At 68.7% G+C, this 18046-nt stretch carries 18 protein-coding genes; 11 read left to right on the top strand and 7 right to left on the bottom strand.

Features of this window, described 5'->3' with window-relative positions; genetic code table 11:
• Positions 1–10 precede the first annotated feature (10 nt).
• A complete protein-coding gene (locus IMW82_RS12895; RefSeq protein WP_211004735.1) occupies positions 11–1036 on the bottom strand; it encodes an NAD(P)H-dependent glycerol-3-phosphate dehydrogenase in 1026 nt (341 codons plus the stop codon).
• A gap of 9 nt (positions 1037–1045) precedes the next feature.
• Positions 1046–1549 (bottom strand): protein-export chaperone SecB, encoded by a 504-nt coding sequence (gene secB, locus IMW82_RS12900; RefSeq protein ID WP_108470532.1) that lies wholly within the window; start codon positions 1547–1549, stop codon positions 1046–1048.
• Between the two features lie 294 nt (positions 1550–1843).
• On the opposite strand from secB, the gene rpmB reads away from it, so the two are divergent.
• Positions 1844–2080 (top strand): 50S ribosomal protein L28, encoded by a 237-nt coding sequence (gene rpmB / locus IMW82_RS12905; protein ID WP_007513766.1) that lies wholly within the window; start codon positions 1844–1846, stop codon positions 2078–2080.
• A gap of 10 nt (positions 2081–2090) precedes the next feature.
• Positions 2091–2258, top strand: a complete 168-nt coding sequence (gene rpmG / locus IMW82_RS12910) for a 50S ribosomal protein L33 (RefSeq protein ID WP_007513765.1) — start codon at positions 2091–2093, stop codon at positions 2256–2258.
• Positions 2259–2532: 274 nt separating this feature from the next.
• Here the strand turns inward: rpmG and IMW82_RS12915 are convergent, their stop codons facing one another.
• A complete protein-coding gene (locus IMW82_RS12915) occupies positions 2533–3726 on the bottom strand; it encodes a fatty acid desaturase (protein ID WP_211004736.1) in 1194 nt (397 codons plus the stop codon).
• Positions 3727–3899: 173 nt separating this feature from the next.
• Here IMW82_RS12915 and IMW82_RS12920 point away from each other — a divergent pair, with 173 nt between their 5' ends.
• The 5 genes from IMW82_RS12920 to mutM are packed head-to-tail and all read left to right on the top strand — an operon-like array spanning position 3900 to position 8125.
• Positions 3900–4664: an ABC transporter ATP-binding protein gene (locus IMW82_RS12920; RefSeq protein ID WP_211004737.1), complete on the top strand. Its 765-nt coding sequence runs from the start codon at positions 3900–3902 to the stop codon at positions 4662–4664.
• Entirely contained in the window at positions 4661–5431 is a 771-nt protein-coding gene (locus tag IMW82_RS12925) for an ABC transporter permease (protein WP_211004738.1), read from the top strand. The genes IMW82_RS12920 and IMW82_RS12925 overlap by 4 nt, the downstream gene beginning before the upstream one ends.
• On the top strand, positions 5431–6786 hold the full coding sequence (locus tag IMW82_RS12930; RefSeq protein ID WP_211004739.1) for a DUF4350 domain-containing protein: 1356 nt from the start codon (positions 5431–5433) through the stop codon (positions 6784–6786). Before IMW82_RS12925 ends, IMW82_RS12930 begins: the two co-directional genes overlap by 1 nt.
• Positions 6787–6789: 3 nt before the next feature.
• Complete coding sequence (locus tag IMW82_RS12935; RefSeq protein WP_211004740.1) at positions 6790–7281, top strand: hypothetical protein; 492 nt, start codon at positions 6790–6792, stop codon at positions 7279–7281.
• Between the two features lie 16 nt (positions 7282–7297).
• Positions 7298–8125, top strand: a complete 828-nt coding sequence (gene mutM / locus IMW82_RS12940) for a bifunctional DNA-formamidopyrimidine glycosylase/DNA-(apurinic or apyrimidinic site) lyase (protein ID WP_211004741.1) — start codon at positions 7298–7300, stop codon at positions 8123–8125.
• A 9-nt stretch (positions 8126–8134) separates the two neighbouring features.
• Here mutM and IMW82_RS12945 read toward each other — a convergent pair whose 3' ends face one another.
• The 3 genes from IMW82_RS12945 to IMW82_RS12955 all read right to left on the bottom strand — a co-directional run bounded on the left by IMW82_RS12945 (position 8135) and on the right by IMW82_RS12955 (position 11009).
• The gene (locus IMW82_RS12945) at positions 8135–8902 is read right to left on the bottom strand and encodes a hypothetical protein (RefSeq protein WP_211004742.1); all 768 of its coding nucleotides are present in this window, start codon (positions 8900–8902) and stop codon (positions 8135–8137) included.
• A gap of 22 nt (positions 8903–8924) precedes the next feature.
• Entirely contained in the window at positions 8925–9557 is a 633-nt protein-coding gene (locus tag IMW82_RS12950; protein ID WP_211004743.1) for a thymidine kinase, read from the bottom strand.
• A 120-nt stretch (positions 9558–9677) separates the two neighbouring features.
• A complete protein-coding gene (locus IMW82_RS12955) occupies positions 9678–11009 on the bottom strand; it encodes an NAD(P)/FAD-dependent oxidoreductase (RefSeq protein ID WP_211004744.1) in 1332 nt (443 codons plus the stop codon).
• A 105-nt stretch (positions 11010–11114) separates the two neighbouring features.
• On the opposite strand from IMW82_RS12955, the gene IMW82_RS12960 reads away from it, so the two are divergent.
• Positions 11115–13097, top strand: coding sequence for a UvrD-helicase domain-containing protein (locus IMW82_RS12960; protein WP_211004745.1), 1983 nt, complete (start codon positions 11115–11117; stop codon positions 13095–13097).
• 79 nt (positions 13098–13176) lie between these two features.
• Complete coding sequence (locus IMW82_RS12965; protein WP_211004746.1) at positions 13177–14757, top strand: sulfotransferase; 1581 nt, start codon at positions 13177–13179, stop codon at positions 14755–14757.
• A 16-nt stretch (positions 14758–14773) separates the two neighbouring features.
• Here IMW82_RS12965 and IMW82_RS12970 read toward each other — a convergent pair whose 3' ends face one another.
• Positions 14774–15805, bottom strand: coding sequence for a hypothetical protein (locus tag IMW82_RS12970; protein WP_108470521.1), 1032 nt, complete (start codon positions 15803–15805; stop codon positions 14774–14776).
• A gap of 124 nt (positions 15806–15929) precedes the next feature.
• Here IMW82_RS12970 and IMW82_RS12975 point away from each other — a divergent pair, with 124 nt between their 5' ends.
• Positions 15930–16817, top strand: a complete 888-nt coding sequence (locus tag IMW82_RS12975; protein ID WP_211004747.1) for an HAD family acid phosphatase — start codon at positions 15930–15932, stop codon at positions 16815–16817.
• Positions 16818–17114: 297 nt separating this feature from the next.
• Positions 17115–18032, top strand: coding sequence for a hypothetical protein (locus IMW82_RS12980; protein ID WP_211004748.1), 918 nt, complete (start codon positions 17115–17117; stop codon positions 18030–18032).
• Positions 18033–18046: the final 14 nt, after the last annotated feature.

Raw genomic sequence — 18046 nt, forward strand, 5'->3', positions numbered from 1 at the left:
AGCGAATGGCTCAGGCGGCGCCGAACAGGCCTTGTGGATATTCCGGCTTCTGCTCGCGCGCCATCAGCGCCTTGAGTCCGTCGGCCGGAGTGACTTCGCCGTGCAGCACGGCGCGCACGCCGGCGCTGATCGGCAGGTCCAGGCCGTGCTTGTCGGCCAGCCGCGCCACCTCGTCGGCAGTGAGGATGCTTTCCACCACCTGGCCGATCCGGCGCACCGCCTCGTCGATCGCCACGCCCTGGCCCAGCGCCAGGCCGAGCCGGCGGTTGCGCGAGAGGTCACCGGTGCAGGTCAGTACCAGGTCGCCGAGGCCGGACAGGCCGATCAGCGTCTCCGGTCGCGCGCCCAGCGCCACGCCCAGGCGCAGCATCTCGTTCATGCCGCGCGTGATCAGCCCGGCACGGGCGTTCAGGCCCAGCTGCATGCCGTCGGCAATGCCGGTGGCCACCGCCAGCACGTTCTTCATCGCGCCACCGAGCTCAGCGCCGAGCACGTCGCCGCCGGAATACGCGCGCAGGTTCGGCGCATGCAGCAGGGCGGCCAGTTGCTGCGCGAACGCCGCGTCGTCCGAATGCACGGTGACCGCGCTGGGCAGGCCGGCGGCCACTTCCTTGGCGAACGACGGCCCGGTGACCACCGCCGCGGGATGACCGGGCAGCCGCTCGGCCACCAGCTCGTGCAGGAAGCGGCCGGTGCCCGGCTCGAAGCCCTTGGTCGCCCAGGCGATCGCGGTGCCCGGATCGAGCAGCGGCGCCAGCTCGGCCAGCATCGTGGCAAATGCGTGGCTGGGCACCACGATCAGCACGATGCCGGCGCCGCGCACGGCGGCGGCCAGGTCGGCTTCATAGTTCAGCTGCGCCGGCAACTCGACATCCGGCAGATAGCGCTGGTTGCGGCGGCTGGCCGCCATCGCCGCCAGCGCCTCGCGGTCGCGCCCCCACAGCGTGCTCGACACGCCGTTGCGCGCGGCAAGTGCGGCAAGCGCCGTCCCCCAGGAGCCGGCGCCGAGGACGGTCAGCTTCGGGTTTTCAGGCATGGACACGGCTCAGCTGTTGAGCATGGCCGGGGCGGCGTCGCCGCCCATCGCGCGGCGCTGCTGTTCGGCGAACAGCGCGTCGAAGTTGATCGGCTGCAGCAGGAACGGCGGGAAGCCGCCTTCCAGCACCAGCGAGGAGATCACCTGGCGCGCATACGGGAACAGCAGGTTCGGGCAGTAGCTGCCGATGATCCCGGCATGGTCCACCTCGTTGAAGCCGGCGATGCCGAACAGGCCGGCCTGCTCCACTTCAGCCAGGTAGGCGGTACGCTGGCCGATGGTGCAGGTCAGGGTGAGGCTGAGCACCACTTCGTACAGGTCGTTGCCCAGGTCGGTGGCCTTCTGGCCCAGGTTCAGCTGCACTTGTGGCTGCTCGTTCTCGCCGATCTCCTGGAAGATCTGCGGCGCGTTCGGCGCCTCGAAGGACACGTCCTTCACGTAGATCTTCTGCATCACCAGCTGCGGCTGACTGGCCTGGCCGTTGGCCTGGTCGTTGGTGATCTCTTGTGCCATCGGGAGTTCCTCGGGTCTGGGTCGTGTGTATAAAAGAGACCGATTGTTCCATACATCCCCGCGGTGCGCACGCCGGCTGGCGCTGGCGAAACGCCGCAAGATTGCGCACAGCCTTGTTTTTCTGCGAGAATACGCGGCTCGCCTCTGTCGACCCGGTGCTTCCGGGCGGTCCGCCACGCGGTACGGACCTCACGATCATGCGTTGCGACAACTCCAGCATCGCGTGGCGCATGGCGCCGCTGGGCCGATCTCACCCTGGCCAACGGGTGTCAATCAAGAATTACGGAGGTCGTCATGGCCCGTGTATGTCAAGTCACCGGTAAGGGTGTGCAGAGCGGCAACAACGTCTCGCACGCCAACAACCGTACCCGTCGCCGCTGGTTGCCGAACCTGCATGAGCGTCGTTTCTGGGTGCCCAGCGAGAACCGCTGGATCAAGCTGCGCGTTTCCAACAACGCCCTGCGCACGATCGACAAGAATGGCATCGAGGCCGTGATTGCCGAGATGCGCGCCCGCGGCGAAAAGGTCTGAGGATTGAGCCATGGCTAACAAATCGCAAGACAAGATCCGCATGATCTCCTCGGCCGGCACCGGCCACTTCTACACCACGCAGAAGAACAAGAAGAACACGCCGGAAAAGTTCGAGTTCAAGAAGTACGATCCGGTCGTGCGCAAGCACGTGATCTACAAGGAAGGCAAGATCAAGTGACGTCCTGACCCGTCCGCGCTCCGCGCGGCGGCTCTGTCAGAACGTCATCCCTGCGAAGGCAGGGATCGCTTCGGCTCTTGCACCTGCATCTGCTGCAGCGACGCGACACCTCAAAGGAAAACCCGCCCATGTGGCGGGTTTTCTTTTGCCCGTCGGTCGGGGTGGGGACCACTCCTCCACGTCAGCCGACCGGTCATCCGCCCCATCCGCGCCCCTCAAAAACAAAACCCGCCATCGGGCGGGTTCTGTGGGTGCAAGCCTTGTATTGCGACGTTCAGGCGGTCGCGACGCTGTAGCCCTTGAGCCGCTGCGCGAATTCCTGCAACGAGCGAATACCGCTCTCCTCGGCCTCGTGGATCCACTGCTGCAGGCCCTTCAGCGCCTGCTCGGCGCCGCGCTGCTCCATCAGTGCCACCAGGCGGGTGCGGAAATCGCACACGGTCTTCAGGGTCGGACGCCTGGCCAGCACCGCCTGCATGCGCTCGCGGCCTTCGTTGTCCAGCCAGCGGCCGCCGTCGGCCAGCGCACGACGCAGGCGACGCGGCATCGACTTGATGCTCTCGCCGGCGTGCTGCGCCTCCTCGCCAAGGGTCGGCACGATCACCGCGCGGTAATAGTCGGTCATCGCCTGGAAGCGATGGGTCAGCACGGCTTTCAGCGTTTCCGCATCGGGCAGGCGCACGTTCGGGCGCACATCCAGCGATGGCGCCACGCGCAGCACCTTGGCCAGGCCGACCGCCCGCAGGCCACAGATCGCCGCCCAGCCGATGTCGAACTCCCACTTGCGCAGCGCGAACTTGGCCGAGCTGGGGAACGCGTGGTGGTTGTTGTGCAGTTCCTCACCGCCGATCCAGAAACCCCACGGGATCAGGTTGCGCGCAGTGTCGGCGCTCTCGAAATTGCGGTAGCCGGCCCAGTGGCCGATGCCGTTGACGAAGCCGGCGGCCCAGAACGGAATCCACACCATCTGCACCGCCCACAGCGCGGCACCGATCACGCCGAACAGCGCGATGCTGATCAGCAGCATCAGGGTCGGGCCCCAGTACGGGTGCGCGCCGTAGACGTTGTGCTCGACCCAGTCGTCCGGCGTGCCGCGACCGTACTGCTCCATGTCCTGCTTCGACTCGCAGGCATCGCGGTACAGCGAGACACCGTCCCAGAACACCTTCTTGATGCCGTAGATCATCGGGCTGTGCGGGTCTTCCTCGGTCTCGACCTTGGCGTGGTGCTTGCGATGCACCGCCACCCACTCGCGCGTGACCATGCCGGTGGTCAGCCAGCCCCAGAAACGGAAGAAATGCGCCAGCACCGGGTGGAAATCCACGCCGCGATGGGTCTGGCTGCGGTGCAGGTACAGCGTCACCGTGAAGATGGTGAGCTGGGTCACGATCAGCATGTAGACCAGCATCTGGCCCCAGCTTGCGCCGGTGAGACCGTCATTCAGGAAATTGAGTACAGCGTCGAGCATGGAAAGCACCGGGTGAGGGATGGAGGCAGTGTAGATCGGGGGTTTCCATACCCGCCAGCACGGCGAACCACGAATCATAGCAGCCGGTCAAGAGCCGGACGCTAAGGTGACGTTATCCACGTCCGTGGCGTGCGCCTGTTGTTTAACGATGGGGGCGCCGTGACAATCACGCAATGACTTCGCCCCCTGCCGATTCATCCCGTACCGTCCTGCGCCTGCACCGGCTCAGCCGCCGCCGCGCCGGCCGCGCCGCCGTGCAGGATCTCAACCTGGAGCTGCAAGGCGGCCAGGTGATGGGCCTGCTGGGCGTGAACGGCGCCGGCAAATCGACCACCTTGTCGATGATCGCCGGCGCGCTGCGCCCCGACAGCGGCGGCATCGAGCTGAACGGCGAGGATTTCCTGGAACACCCGGAACAGGCCCGCACGCAGATCGGCTGGCTGCCGGAACGCGCGCCGGTGTGGGCCGAGCTCAGCGTCGAGGAGCATCTGGACGCACACGGCCGCCTGCGCGGATTGAACGGCGCCACGCTGCGCCAGGCGCGCAGCGCGATCATCGAGCGTCTGGAACTGCAACCACTAGCCCGGCGCCTGGCCGGCGTGCTGTCGCAGGGCCAGCGCCAGCGCCTCGGCCTGGCCTGCGCGCTGCTGCATCGTCCCGCCCTGCTGGTGCTGGACGAGCCGGCCAACGCGCTCGATCCGGTCCAGGTCGCCGCGCTGCGCGCATTGATCCGCGAGCAGGCCGCAGCCGGCACCGCGGTGATCCTGTCCACCCACCTGCTGGCCGAGGTCACCGCGGTGTGCGACCGCGTGGCGATCCTGCACGAAGGCACGCTGCGACACGATGGTCCGGTGCGCGCCGACGACCACGCAGCGCTGGAGAAAACCTTCTTCGGCATCGCGATGAACGGCAACACCGCACCGGCGCGCGCCGCATGAGCGGCGCTCTCGTGAACACCGTCGCCGTGACGCGGCTGGAATGGCGCCGGCTGCTGGTGCGGCCGCTGGCCTGGGTGCTGGCGGCGCTGACCCTGGCCTGGCTGGCATGGAACTTCACCCTGCTGCTGGGCAGTTTCCTGGCCGGGCAGATCCAGCGCGCCGCGCTGCCGGACGGTCCCGGCTTCATCGACCTGGTCGGTGTGCCGCTGCTGGGCCAGCTGGCCCAGCTGGCGTTCCTGGTGGTGCCGCTGCTCACCATGTCGACGCTCGCCGGCGAGCGCCGCAACGGCACCCTGCCGCTGCTGTTCGCCGCGGGCGTGCCGGCCTGGCGCATCGTGCTGGGCAAGTACCTGGCCGTGCTGGGCTGGCTGCTGCTGTGGCTGGTGCTGACCCTGGCGATGCCGCTGACGCTGATGCACGCCACCCACTTCGACTGGGGCAAGCTGGCCGCCGCTACGCTGGGCCTGGCGCTGATGCTGGCGGCGCTGGCCGCGGTCGGCGTGGCCTGTTCGAGTTTCGCCTCGCATCCGGCGCTGGCCGCCGCCGCCGCGCTGGTGATCGCGCTGGCGCTGTGGAGCGTGAACCTGGGCGCGCAGATGGCCGGTGTCAACGGCGGTGCGATCAACTGGCTGGCGATGAGCACGCACCTGCAGCCGCTGCTGCGCGGACTGGTCTCCAGCGCCGACCTCGTCTGGTTCGCGCTGCTGGTCGCGCTGGCGCTGGCGCTGGCCACGCGCCGGCTGGCGACCGACAAGGAGCGCAACTGATGGGCGCGCTGTTCAGACGTCTGGACGGCTGGTTGTTCGCGCTGCTGCTGGTCCTGGCGGCTGCGGCGATCGGATACCTCGGCACGCGCTACGCGCACCAGGCCGACTGGACCGCCAACGGCCGCACCAGCCTGTCGGCGGAAAGCCGCGCGGTGCTGGCCCGTCTCGATGGCCCGGTGGAGATCGTCAGCTACGCCAACCCGCAGGGCAATCTGCGCCAGACCGTGGCCGGCTTCCTGCAGCGCTACCAGGCGGTGAAGCCGGATCTGACGCTGCGCTTCGTCGATCCGCAGCTGGACCCGGCGAAGATGCGCGAGCTGGGCATCACCGTCGACGGCGCGTTGATCCTGCACTACAAGGATCGCGAGCAGCGGCTGGACGAGCTGTCCGAACGCAGCCTCACCAATGCGCTGGAACGGCTGCTGCGCGGCAGCGACCGCATCGTGGCCTTCGTCACCGGCGACGGCGAACGGCGCGCCGACGGCCAGGCCAACGCCGACCTCGGCACCTTCATCACCCAGCTGGAAGCGCGCGGCATGCGCGCGGTGCCGCTGAATTTCGCGCAAGTGACGGCGGTGCCCGAGCACACCGACCTGGTGGTGCTGGCCAGCCCGAGCCTGGCGCTGCCGCCGGCCGCGGTGCAGGCGCTGGTCGCCTACGTGCAGAACGGCGGCAACCTGTTGTGGCTGAGCGAGCCGTCCAACGACGACCTCGGCCTCGCGCCGCTGGCCGCCGCGCTCGGCGTGCGCGTGCTGCCGGGCGTGCTGGTCGACGGTTCCGGCGCCGCGCTGGGCCTGGGCGACCCACGCCTGATCGCGCTGGGCAGCTACCCGCCGCAGGCCATCACGCGCGGCTTCACGCTGACCACGCTGTTCCCGCAGGCTTCCGCGCTGGCCCAGCTGAGCCAGGGTGACTGGGCGGTCAAGCCGTTCCTGCGCTCCGGCGCGCAGAGCTGGACCGAGTTCCAGCCGATCGACAACAGCAAACCCTCGGACATCCACTACGACGCCGATGCCGGCGAGCTGAAGGGCCCGCTGGACTTCGGCTTCGCGCTGAGCCGGCTGTCGCCCAGCCCGGACAAGAGCGAGCAGCGTGCGGTGGTGATCGGCGACGGCGACTTCCTGTCCAACACCTTCCTCGGCAACGGCGGCAACCGTGCGCTGGGCGAGCGCGTATTCGACTGGCTGCTGGGCGATGACAAGCTGGTCCAGCTGCCGCCGCGTGGTGCACCGGACCGGCTGCTGGAAATCTCGCAGGCCGAGTTGAATGTACTGAGCATCGGTTTCCTGGTCGTGCTGCCGTTGTTGTTGCTGCTGGTCGGCGGCCTGATCGCTTGGCGTCGGCGTCGGCGCTGAGCGATGAAACGCGCTATCCGCCAGCGCCTGCTCCTGTTGCTCGCCGTAGCGGCCCTGCTGGTGCTGGCCGCCTGGCAATGGCAGCGTGATGCGCGCGGCGAGACCGGCAACCTCACCGCGCTCGACCCGGCCGGCATCGGCCGCATCGCGCTGAGCTTGCCCGGCGCGCCGACGCTGCATTACGAAAAACGCGACGGCCACTGGTGGCGTACCGACGGCACGCCGACGCGCGCCATCGACGCCCGGCTCAGCGATCTCGCCAACACCGCCGCCGCGCCCGTACTGAGCTGGCGCCCGGCCAGCGATTTCGAACCGGCGAAGATCGGGCTGGCGCCGCCGCGCGCCGTGCTCACGCTGGACGGCCAGCCGCTGGAATTCGGCGAGGCCTCGGTCACCGGCCCGCAGCATTACGTGCGCGTGGGCCAGCGCATCGCGCTGGTATCGTCGCGCTACGTGCCGCGCTCGCCGGCGACGGCGACCACCGAGCTGCACTGAGCCGCGGGGTCACGCCTTGCCCGAACTGCCCGAAGTCGAAACCACCCGCCGCGGCATCGCGCCGTACGTGGTCGGCCGCCGCGTCACCGGCGTGATCCTGCGCCGGCCCGACCTGCGCTGGCCGATCCCGCCGGAGATCAGCGAGCTGCTGCCCGGCCAGCGCATCGACGCGGTGGAGCGCCGCGCGAAATACCTGCTGCTGCACACCGAGGCCGGCAGCGCACTGCTGCACCTGGGCATGACCGGTGTGCTGCGTATGCTGCCGCCGGACGCGCCGGTGGGCAAGCACGACCACGTCGACATCGCACTGGAGCGCACGAGCGCGCAGGCACCACGCATCCTGCGCTTCACCGATCCGCGCCGCTTCGGCTGCCTGCTGTGGCAGCCGCCCGGCACTATCCACGAACTGCTTGCCGGGCTCGGCCCCGAGCCGCTCACCGACGCCTTCGACGGCGACCTGCTGTGGCAGCGCTCGCGCGGCCGCACGGCGGCGGTGAAACTGTTCCTGATGGACAACGCGATCGTCGTCGGCGTGGGCAACATCTACGCCAGCGAGGCGCTGTTTCGCGCCGGCATCGACCCACGCAAGCCAGCCGGCAGCATCTCGCGGGCGCGCTACGCACGGCTGGCCGCCGAGGTGAAGCACTTGCTGGCCTGGGCCATCGAACGCGGCGGTACCACCCTGCGCGACTTCCTCAACCCCGACGGCGCCCCAGGCTACTTCTTCCGCGAGCTGATGGTCTACGGCCGCACCGGCGAGCCGTGCCACGTCTGCAGCACGCAGATCCGGCAAGTCACACTGGGACAGCGCTCCACGTTCTGGTGCCCGCACTGCCAGCACTGAACCGGCGACTCACTCCGCCCAGCGGAACTCGATGTGGGTGTTGTTGAACTCGGGGTCGTCGAGGCTGCCGCCCGGCTGCGCCACCAGGCCACCGGGGATGCCCTCGACGTCGAGTTGCTGGCCGGCGCTGAAGTGCGCGCCCAGCGAGAGCAGTTCCACCAGTTTCTCGCACAGCACGCCGGCGCGGTCGAGATCGCGCTCGGGTACGTGGCGCAGGCTGAGGTCGGGGCGGCCGAACTTGCGCATGCCGCGGGTGTGCACCCAGGAGCGGTCGCCGCCCTCGTCGCTGCGCAGGATCAGCACGTGGTTGCGCGGCGGCGCGCCGTCCTTGACCAGATAGTGGTGACGCCAGTGCTCGGCGTCGAACAGGGTGAGGATCTGCGGGTCGAGGATCGCGCTGCCGCCCACGTCGAGCATGCCGGCCAGCACGCCCAGCGTGTCGCGCAGGTAGTCGAGGCTGGCGCCGTCCTTGAGCACGCCGCGTACCACCAGCACCTCGGGCGCGATGCGCGCCTGCTCGTACGCCTCGGGCGTGTCTTCCTGGATCAGCCGGCCCAGTGCGCCGTTCAGCGGATAGCCCTCCCACTGGCGCAGCACGGCGTTCTGGAAGCGCTGGATCTCCACGCCCGCGGGCAGGCCGGGGCTGCCGTAGCGCGGCGATGGGATCAGCAGCTCCAGCTCGAACTTGCCGAACACGTAGAACTGCAGCACCACCTCGTCTTCGCCGGGTTGCCAGTACGGCCGCGGCCAGCTGGCGGGGGGAGTGACTTCGCTCATGCGGATTCCTTGGTGGCTCGGTTCATTCGCGCTCGCCCAGCGGCAGCACGGTCTGCTGCAGCTCGATGCGGCCGGTGCCCTCGCTGATCTTCTTGAACTCGGCGCGGCTCACCGAGACATAGCGTTCGTTGCCGCCGATCTCAACCTGCGGGCCGTCGGTGACGGCGCGGCCGTGCTCGTCCACGCGCACCACCATGGTGGCCTTGCGCCCGGTGTGGCAGATCGTCTTGATCTCCTGCAACTCGTCGGCCCAGGCCAGCAGGTAGCGGCTGCCCTCGAACAGCTCGCCGCGGAAATCGGTGCGCAGGCCGAATGCCAGCACCGGGATGCCCAGCCGGTCAACCACGTCGCTGAGCTGCCACACCTGCGCCTTGGCGAGGAACTGCGCCTCATCGACGAACACGCAGTGCAGCGGGCCGTGCGCGGCGATGTCGGCCTCCACCAGCGCCAGCAGGTCCTCGTCGCCGGGGAAGCGCCGCGCGGCCGCCTTCAGGCCGATCCGCGAGGCGACCACGCCTTCGCCGTAGCGGCTGTCCAGCGCCGGCGTGAGGATCAGCGTGCGCATGCCGCGCTCGTGGTAGTTGTACGCGCTCTGCAGCAGCGTGGTGGTCTTGCCGGCGTTCATCGCCGAGTAATAGAAATAGAGCTTGGCCATGGTGCGCGTTCGGTTGAAGACCATGCATGGTAGCGCGACAGCCGGGTGTCGATGGCTTGCCTGAAGGCACAAGAGCTTCCCATCCCAACCCTCCCCTGCGAGCAGGGGAGGGAGCACACGTCAGGCCTTGTCCGGCGGCGCGTTGCCGCCGGTGAACGACGCGCGCGCCTGGGCCAGGCGGTCGCGGCGTTCGGCGCGGCTGCGGCGCCAGTCGCGCAGGACGCCCATCGCGTAGACAAGCTTGAACAGCTGCAGCCGCCACAGCACCTTCGGCGTGTCGAACAGGTCGCCGGCGAGCATCGAGATCACGGCCTGTTCCAGCTGCCAGGTGTTGCGCGGCGAACGGAGCATCTGCCGCATCACCGGCCCGTTGAAGCGGTGGATGAAGAACGCGAAGCGGGCCATGCCCTTGCGCTGGCGCTGCTCCAGCCGGCGCAGCAGGGTCCGCTCGCGCCGCGGTTCGCGCAACGCCGCATCGACCACCTCGACGGCCCGCTCCGCACCGTCCATCGCCAGGTACACGCCGGAGGAAAACACCGGGTCGAGGAAGGCGAACGCATCGCCCACCAGCACCCAGCCCGGACCGCCCATGCGGGTCGAGTCGTAAGAATAGTTGCCGGTGACATGCACCTCGTTGCCGATCAGCCCGGCCTGCTCGACGCGCCGCCACAGCGCCGGATTGAGTTTCAGCGTGTCGATCAGGAATTCCACCGTGCGTCCCCTGCGCTGCTTCAGGTACTCCGGCTGGCACACCGCGCCCACGCTCATCACTCCGTCGGGCAGCGGGATCATCCACATCCAGCCGTGTTCGAACCGGTAGATGCTGACGTTGCCGGCATCTTCGCCGTTGCGGCGGTTGGCGCCGCGAAAATGGCCGAAGATCGCCGCGCTCTGGTGCTGCGCGTTCCTGCGTCGCAGTTTCTTCTTCGTCGCCAGCAGCGCGTCGCGGCCGCTGGCGTCCACCACGTAGCGCGCCTGGATCACGTAGTCGCGGCCGTCGTCGGTACGCACGTCCAGCCGGCTCGCGCGCGGGCCGCGCTGCTCCACGCGCAGCACTTCGTGCCCTTCACGCGCGTCGGCGCCGGATTCGCGCGCGTGCTGGTACAGCATCTCATCGAAATCCTGGCGCCACACCTGGTACGCGTGCGGCGGGCTTTGCCCGATCGCGCGGGCGAACGCGTAGACGTTGTAGCCGCGCGCGTTGTCGGCCTCGAAATCCGCGCCGGACTTGAACACGCCCAGCTCGCGCACCTTGTCCAGCACGCCGAGGCGCTCGAACACCGGCAGGTTCATCGGCAGCAGCGACTCGCCGATATGGAAGCGCGGGTGATGCGCCTTCTCCAGCGCGATCACCTTGTAGCCGCGGCGCGCCAGCAGCGCCGCCGCGGTGCTGCCGCCGGGGCCGCCGCCGATCACCGCCACGTCGCACTGTTCGAGTTCCGGTTCCGTCATGCCGTTCCCCGCTGGCTGCCGTGCGGCCGATTATCGCCGAAGCGGACTGGGGCGCCAGCGGTGCTCTGTTACCATCGGGCACCGCCTCATCCCGTCTTCCGATCCATGCTCAATCCGCAACAACTGGCCGCCGTCGAACACTGCGACAGCCCGCTGCTGGTGCTGGCCGGCGCCGGTTCCGGCAAGACCAGCGTGATCACCCAGAAGATCGCGCACCTGATCCAGCGCCGCAAGCTGGCACCGTCGAAAATCGCCGCGATCACCTTCACCAACAAGGCCGCGCGCGAGATGCGCGAGCGCGTGGCGAAGCTGGTCAGCAGCGAGGATGCCGCCGCGCTCACGGTGAGCACGTTCCACGCGCTGGGGCTGAAGTTCCTGCAGATCGAGCACGCCCGCGCCGGCCTGCGCCGCGGCTTCTCGGTGCTGGACGCGGACGACAGCGGCGGCATCGTCAAGGAGCTGGCGCCGAAAGGCGCCAAGCCCGACGCGCTGTTCGGCCTGCGCAACCTGCTCAGCCGCGCCAAGAACGGCGGCCTGTCGCCGGAGGAGGCGCTGGCCGCCGCGCGCAGCCCGCGCGAGCTGGAGGCGGCGACCATCTACGACCTGTACCAGCAGCGCCTGAGCGCCTTCAACGCGGTGGACTTCGACGACCTGATCCGGCTGCCGCTGCGCATCCTGGAAAGCGATGCCGAGTGCCGCGACGCCTGGCGCGAGCGCCTGCGTTACCTGCTGGTGGACGAGTACCAGGACACCAACGACGCGCAGTACCGCCTGCTGAAGGCGCTGACCGGCGAGCGCGGCGGCATCACCTGCGTGGGCGACGACGACCAGTCGATCTACGCCTGGCGCGGCGCCAACCCGGAGAACATCGACCAGCTCGGCCGCGACTGGCCGAACCTGCGCGTGATCAAGCTGGAACAGAACTACCGTTGCGGCAAGCGCATCCTGCGCGCGGCGAATGCGCTGATCGCGCACAACCCGCACAGCCACGAAAAGAAGCTGTGGAGCGAGCACCCCGAAGGCGCGCCGATCCGCGTGCTGGAATGCAAGGAGGCCGAGCACGAGGCCGAGCGCGTCGCCGCGATCGCCACCACCCTGGCCGAGAAGCACAAGGCGCGCTGGGACGACATGGCGATCCTGTACCGCGGCAACTTCCAGGCGCGGGTTCTTGAAAAAGCCTTGCGTCTGGCGCGCATTCCATACCACCTCACCGGCGCGCTGTCCTTCCTCGACCGCGCCGAGGTGAAGGACCTGCTGTGCTATCTGCGCCTGCTGACCAACCCCAGCGACGACGCCGCCTTCCTGCGCGTGGTCAACGTGCCGAAGCGCGAGATCGGCGCGACCACGCTGGAGAAGCTGGGCCAGCTCGCGCAGTCGCGCCACTCGTCCCTGCTCGACGCCACCCGCAGCGACGGCGTGCTGCGCCAGCTCACCCCGCGCCCGGCCGCCGCGCTGGCTTCGTTCGCGAACCTGCTGGACGAACTGCGCAGCGCCTCGCTGCACCAGAGCGCCGCCGACTTGGTCGAGCTGATCCTGAAACGCACCGGCTACGCCGCGCAGATCGCCGCCGGCACGCCCGACGCGACGGTGCGCGAACGCAAGCTGGGCAACCTCAAGGAACTGGCCGACTGGTTCCGCGCGATGCAGAAGGGGGGCAACACGGCCGGCGACCTCGCCTCGCAGCTGGCGCTGCTCAGCCACGCCGACCGCGACGAGCCCGGCAACGCGGTGCGCATGATGACGCTGCACGCGGCGAAGGGGCTGGAGTTCCGTTTCGTCTTCATCGTCGGCTGCGAGGACGGCACGCTGCCGCACGAGGGCGCGCTGGACGAAGGCCGCGTCGATGAGGAACGCCGACTGATGTACGTCGGCATCACCCGCGCCAAGGAACTGCTGACGCTGTCGTGGTCGGCGCAGACGAAACGCTACGGCGACATCCATCGCAACCAGCCCAGCCGCTTCCTGCACGAGCTGCCGCAGGCCGACCTGCACTGGCAGGGCAAGGACCCGGAAGCGGACAAGGAAGTGACCCGCGAGACCGCCGAGTCGCACATGGCGCGGATCAAGGCGATGCTGGCGGGCGGTTGAGTTGACGGCCCGGGACAAATGCATTCCAGTTCCCGCCACGACAGCCAGCCGCACGCGCCTGCCGGCGCCAGGGATTTCCATGACCGACCCGACCCGGGCCTATACCAGGCTCATCGAGGCATTCAACCAGAATGACTGGCCGCGGGTGCAGCAGCGTGCGGCGCAGCTTCTGCCGGTCCTGCCGCACGATCCGATCGTGCATTTCATGGCCGGCGTGGCCTGCATGCAGACGCAGCAGATGCCGCAGGCGCTGGACTGCCTGCTCAGGGCCACCCAGCTGGAACCCGGCCGCGCCGACTTCCTCGCGCAGTACGCGAGGGCGCTGGTCCTTGTCCGGCGGATGCGGGAAGCCCGGCTGGTCGCCGACGAGGCCATGAACTCCTCGCCCGGCGACCCGATGACACTGGAGGCGCTGGGCCTGGTCTACGCCCAGGTCCAGGCATTCGCGCAAGCGGCGGCGGTCTTCCGCCGCGCCGTGGCGCTCACGCCCGCGCAGGCTTCTTCCCGTTTCCATCTCGCCCATGCGCTGACGGCCATCGGCGACAGCGAGGGCGCCGAGCGCGAACTGGAGGCCGGCATCCGGCTCGAACCGGGCTACTGGAAAGCCCACCTCAACCTGGCCCAGCTGCGGCGGCAGGCCCCGACCACCAACCACCTCGAACGGCTGCAGTCGCTGCTGGCGCAGCACGGCAACGACATCGGCGCACGGCTCTACCTCAACCTGGCGCTGGCCAAGGAGTACGACGACACCGCCGATTATCCGAAAGCCTTCGGGCACCTGCTGCGCGGCAACGCGGCGGTACGCAGCCTGCGCCCCTATGCGGCCAGACAGGACGAGGCGATGTTCGATGCCCTGCTGCGCACCTTCCCCGCCGTGCACGACGCGCCGGCCGAGGGCGATCCCACCGCCGAGCCGATCTTCGTCATCGGCATGCCGCGCACCGGCACGACGCTGCTGGAACGCATCCTCTCCAGCCATCCGGACGTGTACGCCGCGGGCGAGCTGCAGAACTTCCCGACGGCGCTGCAGCAGGCCGCGGGTGGCCGGCTGCCGCTGCTGTTCGATCCGGACATCGCCGCCCGCACTACCGCCATCGACTGGCGACGGCTCGGCGCCACCTATCTCGCCAGCACCCGGCCCGCCACGGCAGAACGCCCGCGCTTCATCGACAAGCTGCCGCACAATTTCCTGTATGCCGGCTTCATCGCCCGTGCCCTGCCGAACGCCAGGATCGTCTGCCTGCGCCGCGATCCGCTGGACACCTGCCTCGGCAACTTCCGGCACTTCTTCGACCGGGAGTCGCCCTACTACGACTACTCCTACGACCTGCTCGACACCGGTCGGTATTACATCCAGTTCGAACGCCTGATGGCGCACTGGCGGAACGTGCTGCCCGGACGCATCCTGGAGCTGCCCTACGAATCGCTGGTGCAAGCGCCCGAGACGGCGGCGCGCCAGCTGCTGGCGTTCTGCGACCTGTCCTGGAACGACGCCTGCCTGCGCCCCGAGAACAACGCCACGCCGGTCAACACACCCCATGCCTGGCAGGTGCGCGCACCGATCTACGGCACCGCGATCGGCCGCTGGAAACACTACGAACCGCAATTGCTCGAGCTGCGCCAGCTGCTCGGCGAGGCCGGCATCGGGTTGCAGGACTGAACCGCCGCCCGGTGGCTCAGATCAGCTGCTCCGCCTCCAGTTCGCTCTTCAGGTACGCGTAGTAGATCGGCGCGGCGATCACACCGGGCAGGCCGAACGCGGCTTCCATCAGCAACATGGCGACCAGCAGCTCCCACGCGCGGGCACGGATCTGGGTGCCGACGATGCGCGCGTTGAGGAAGTACTCCAGCTTGTGGATCAGGATCAGGAACACCAGCGCAGCGATGCCCACGCCGAGCGACACCGACAAACCGGCCACGGCGATCGCGGTGTTGGAGATCAGGTTGCCGAGCACCGGCAGCAGGCCGACCACGAAGGTCACCACCACCAGGGTCTTGGCCAGCGGCACGTGGATACCCATCAGCGGCAGTACGCCGAGCAGGAAGATCGCGGTGAACAGGGTATTGATCAGCGAGATCTTGACCTGCGCGAACACGATGTTGTGGAACGCCTCGGCCAGGCGCTGGCAACGCAGGCTAAGTGCCCCCGCCAGCGGCCCCATCTGGTGCGCCGGGCGGGTCCGGCTGAGCGCCACGATCGCGCCCAGCACCAGGCCGATGATGATGTGCACGAACACCCGCACCGCGCCCTTGCCGGCCAGCTGCAACATGGCCGCATGCTTGCGCGCCAGCTCGATCGCGCCCACGCGCAGGTCGTCGACGCTGTCCGGCAGGTTGTTCACCAGGATCGGCGGCAGTTGCTGGCGCGCCTTCTCCACCAGCGGCATCAGCTGCTGCTGCCAGAGCAACTGGGGGTTGCCGATCTCGTTGTGGAACAGGCTGATCGCGCCCAGGATCAGCAGGATCAGCAGGCCCACCACCACCGCGCCCAGCACGGCCACCACCACCACCCGCGCGCGGTCGCCGGAAATGCGCCGGCCCAGCAGCGGGACCATCGCCTGCACCAGCTCGAACACCAGCAGGCCGGCCAGCAGCGCCGGCAGCAGGTGGATCTCGACGACCAGCAGCAGGGCCGCGGCCGTCAGCAGGTAACTCGCGTAACGGATGGCCGGCGAAGGCTCGCGCAGCGCGGGCAAGGGGGAATCCATGCGGGGACGAAGCCGTGGGTGCGGGCCGCCAGTCTGTCAGCAGCCCGCCCTTGCTGCCAGCCCTGCCACAGGGCTGTCGTAAACTCCGTTCACTGTTCGCCTCTTCATGTCCAGGGATTTCCCGATGTCATTCCGCCTGCCCACGACCCTGCTCGCGCTCGCCCTGCTGGCCGGCTGTGCCACCACGCCGCGTCAACCGGTGGCCGTGGCGCCGGCCGCACCGACGGCGCCGGCCGCCGTCGCCGCGAACGACAACCTCAATGCCGTGGCGTGGAGCCAGACCGCGATCGAGCACGACCTGATCTACCTGCAGACCTACCGCGATGCCCAGGCACGCCTGCTGGCGGCGCTGCACGACCGCCACTGGGACGCGCTGGGCAAGGGCGACCGCACTACGCCGCTCAAGGACCTGAGGCCGGCGGTGATCCTGGACATCGACGAGACCGTGCTGGACAACTCGCCGTTCGCCGCGCGCATGGTGCAGGGTAACCACGAATACAACGAGGCCGACTGGGCGGCCTGGTGCCGGGAGGAAAGCGCCCGCGCGCTGCCCGGCGCAGTCGAGTTCACCCGCTTCGCCGAGAAGCACGGCATCGCGGTGATCTACATCTCCAACCGCGCCAAGGACCTGGACCAGGCCACCTTGGCCAACCTGCGCAACGCCGGCTTGCCGGTCAGCGGCCCGCAATCGTTCCTGGGCCTGGGCACCGTGGTGGACGGCTGCGAGCAGGCCGGCAGCGAGAAGGGCTGCCGCCGCCAGCTGGTGGCGCAGCACTACCGCGTGCTGATGCAGTTCGGCGACCAGATCGGCGATTTCGTCGACGTCCTCGCCAATACCGCCGATGGCCGCCGCAAGGCCGTCGCCGACTACCTGCCGTGGATCGGCACACGCTGGTTCGTGTTGCCCAATCCCACCTACGGCTCCTGGGAACCGGCGCTGTTCAACAACGACTGGAGCGCCTCGCCCGAACAACGGCGCCGGCAGAAGGTCGAGGCGCTGCGAACCCAATGATTAATATCTATTAAAAACAATAATTTACAATATAAAACAAAAGCATTGCCTTAGCTTTAACGAGCAAGTAATATTTCGCCTGCCAACACCTGCTGACCAAGAGCTTTGCAGGCAAGGCCATTTCCCTTCCGGCTCTGCCGGATTTCCCCGCGAGGCCCGGCGCCCGCGGGGTTTTCTTTTTGGCAACGCAAAAACTTGCGCCCTACCCTTGTTTCGATGCCACCGCGGCCCTTACCCTGCGCGCTCACCCCGCCCCGCGGCGCCCTCCGCCCGCTACTTCACCGCGATAGCCCGCCGATGCGCCTTCCCTTCCTTCGCCACGCCATGCTGCCGCTGCTTGCCGCCCTGCTGCTGGGCGCCTGTCACGGCAAGGACGAGGCGGCGCAACCGGGCGGCAGCACGCCGGAGGCCGCGCTGCAGGCCTCGATCGAGCTGCTCAAGACCGGCGATTTCGACGCCCTGTGGAAGCACGCGTTGCCGCCGGCCGACTACGCGAACATGCGTGCCGACTGGAGCCTGCAGCAGCGCGACCTGCGGCCGCTCACCGCCGAGGACCGCACCCGCTTCAACGAGACGATGCAAAAGCTCACCGGCCCGGACGCGGAGAACCGGTTGCACGCCGAGCTGCAGCCGCAGCTGGCCGCGATGGAACGGCAATACAAGGACCAGTTGCCGGTGCTGATCAGCGTCGGCGACGCCATGTTGAAGAGCGCCGTCGCCCAGAGCCACACCCTCAGCGAGACGCAGAAGACCCAGGCCGGCAGCGTGATCGATGTACTCCTGCCGTGGGCGCAGCAGACGCCGTGGTTCGACCCGGCCAGGGCAAAACAGGCGGTCGGCGTGGCCGTGGCGACGGCGCGCAAGCTGGACCTGAAGAGCCCCGAGCAGCTGCGCGCGCTGGATTTCGACGCCACCATGGGCAAGTACACCGTCGGCTGGGGTGGCCTCAAGCAACTGCTGGCGATCTACGGCCTGTCGGTGGACGACACGCTGAATTCCGTCAAGCTCACTCCGCTCTCCAACAGCAACGGCCATGCCGTGGTGAAGGTCGACTACACCCTGCTCGGCAAGCCGCTGTCGACCGAAACGGCGCTGCTGCAGGAGAACGGCCGCTGGTACAGCGAGGACCTGCTGCGGAACGCGCGCCAGTCGCACCGCCAGCTGCAGCAGCAGGCGGCACCGGCCGGCGTCGCCAGCGCCGTAACGAAAGACTGAACGACGCAACCGTT

It is taken from the genome of Rhodanobacter sp. B2A1Ga4, assembly GCF_018101315.1.
In the GTDB taxonomy this organism is placed as follows: Bacteria; Pseudomonadota; Gammaproteobacteria; order Xanthomonadales; family Rhodanobacteraceae; genus Rhodanobacter; species Rhodanobacter thiooxydans_A.